We start from the raw sequence: 2,242 nt of genomic DNA on the forward strand, positions 1-2,242 counted from the left end.
GGAGGTGTTGGGGCCGGAGCCGGGGACCGCCGAGGAAAACCTGCAGGCGCGCCAGCGGGGAAACGTGCTGATGACGCTTTCGAACAAGACGGGCGCGATCGTGCTGACGACGGGCAACAAGAGCGAGATGGCGACGGGCTACGCGACGCTCTACGGGGATATGGCGGGCGGATATGCGGTGCTGAAGGATGTGCCGAAGACGCTGGTCTACCGGCTGGCGCGCTGGCGGAATGCGCAGGCCGGGCAGCCGTGGATCCCGGAGCGCTCGCTGACGAAGCCGCCGAGCGCGGAGCTGCGACCGGGGCAGCTGGACCAGGACTCGCTGCCGCCCTACGAGGTGCTGGACCCGATCCTGGAGGCGTATGTGGAGGACGACCGGACGGTCGATGAGATTGTGGCGATGGGATTCGAGCGGGCCACCGTCGAGCGGGTGGTGCGGATGGTGGACCGGAACGAGTACAAGCGGCGGCAGGCGGCACCGGGGGTGAAGATTACGCCGCGGGCGTTCGGGCGGGATCGGCGGCTGCCGCTGGCGGCGAAATACCTGTAGGCGGGACCCCGCAGGGGCCGCTCGGACGTGGTAGGATAGGCGGGCAAGGTTCGTGTATACAATCTGCGGGTGACCGCCGAGAGGAGCAGGCAACGTGACCGAGGTGATTGCACGAGGCCTGGAGGGCGTCAACGTCACGGCGACGAAGCTGTGCCGGATCGACGGCCAAAAGGGCGAGCTGATCTACGCGGGGTACAACATCTATGACCTCGCGGAGCATTCGACGTTCGAGGAGGTCGCGTTCCTGCTCTGGAACCTGCGGCTGCCGACTGCGAGCGAGCTGGAGGAGCTGAAGGCGCACCTGCGGCGGGAACGGCCGCTTTCGGACCTGAATTCCCGGGTGCAGCGCGAGATCGTGGGGAAGATCCGGCCGATGCGGGCGCTGGAGATCTCGGTGATTATCGCCGGGGCGCTGGACCCGAAATCGAGCGACCTTTCGAATGCGCAGCTGAAGCAGACGGCGGCGCTGCTGACGGCGCGGATGCCGACCGTCCTGGCGAACTTCCATCGGCTTCGGCAGGGACTGGAGCCGGTGCCGCCGCGGGATGACCTGGGCCACGCGGCGAACTTCCTCTGGATGCTGAAGGGCACGGAGCCGACGGAGCTCGAGGCGCGGGTGTTCGATGTCGCGATGATCCTGCATGCCGAGCACGAGATGAACGCTTCGACGTTCTCGGCGCTGGTGACGGCCTCGACGCTGAGCGACATGTACTCGGCGATTGCCTCGGCGATTGGGACGCTGAAGGGGCCGCTGCACGGCGGTGCGAACGAGGCAGTCTATCGGACGCTGGAGGCGATTGGTTCGGAGGAGAAGATCCCGGAGTACGTGGATGCGCTGCTGGCGCGCGGGGAGCGGGTGATGGGCATCGGGCACCGGGTGTACAAGACGACGGACCCGCGGGCGATCATCCTGGAGCGGCTGGGTGAGGAGCTGGCGAAGGTTTCGCCGGACGCGCACTACTTCCACCTTTCGCAGAAGCTGCGGGACTACCTGGCGAAGAAGCTGGAGGGGAAGCCGCTCTACCCGAACGTCGACTTCTTCAGCGCTTCGGTCTACAAGATGCTCGGGATCCCGAGCGACCTGTATACGCCGATCTTTGCGATGTCGCGCATCGCGGGGTGGACGGCGCACCTCCTGGAGCAGTACGCGGACAACCGCCTGGTGCGGCCGAACGCGCTGTACGAAGGCGCCGACCCGCAGCCGTACGTACCGCTGGCACAGCGGCGGGGCTGAGGCGAACCGACGCGGATGCCGCGGGGCCGGTCCCGGTGGGCCGGCCCCGTTTGCATTGGTTGGACGGGCGTCAGGGCTGGAGGCCGCGGAGCTGGCGGGGGCCCTCTTCGCCTTCGCGGCGGAGGAGTTCGGCCTCGGCGGCTTCGCGTTCGAGGCGCTGCTCGCGCTCCTCGGGGGTTTCGGCGATGAGGGCCCCATGCTCATCGACGCGGACGACGGCTTCGAGCGGGGGACCGAGGGTCGTGTAGGTGGTGCCGCCGATGAAGATGAGGGGGCTTTTTTCGGGTGAGGCGAGGAGCCAGCGGCCAGCATAGGCTTCGTCATCGGCCTGGACCTTGACCGGTTCGGCGACGAAGAGGGTGTGGTCGCCGGTGCGGATGGCGTCATGCACGAGGCACTCGACCCAGGCGAGGCAGCCTTCGATGAGGGGGGCGTCGATGTAGAGGGGAGCGAAGGTT

At 67.7% G+C, this 2,242-nt stretch carries 3 protein-coding genes; 2 read left to right on the plus strand and 1 reads right to left on the minus strand.

All coding sequences use genetic code 11. The annotated features are described in order from the left end of the window. The coding region (nadE, locus tag VAE46_RS10050; protein WP_322796801.1) for an NAD(+) synthase at positions 1–550 on the plus strand (550 nt) is incomplete at its 5' end. A 94-nt stretch (positions 551–644) separates the two neighbouring features. Further along, on the plus strand, positions 645–1,784 hold the full coding sequence (locus tag VAE46_RS10055) for a citrate/2-methylcitrate synthase (RefSeq protein ID WP_322796802.1): 1,140 nt from the start codon (positions 645–647) through the stop codon (positions 1,782–1,784). A gap of 70 nt (positions 1,785–1,854) precedes the next feature. Here VAE46_RS10055 and VAE46_RS10060 read toward each other — a convergent pair. Continuing rightward, on the minus strand, positions 1,855–2,242 hold a 388-nt coding region (locus VAE46_RS10060), incomplete at its 5' end, for a flavin reductase family protein (RefSeq protein ID WP_322796803.1).

The sequence above is a fragment of the Tepidiforma sp. genome (assembly GCF_034433535.1).
Taxonomy (GTDB): Bacteria; Chloroflexota; Dehalococcoidia; order Tepidiformales; family Tepidiformaceae; genus Tepidiforma.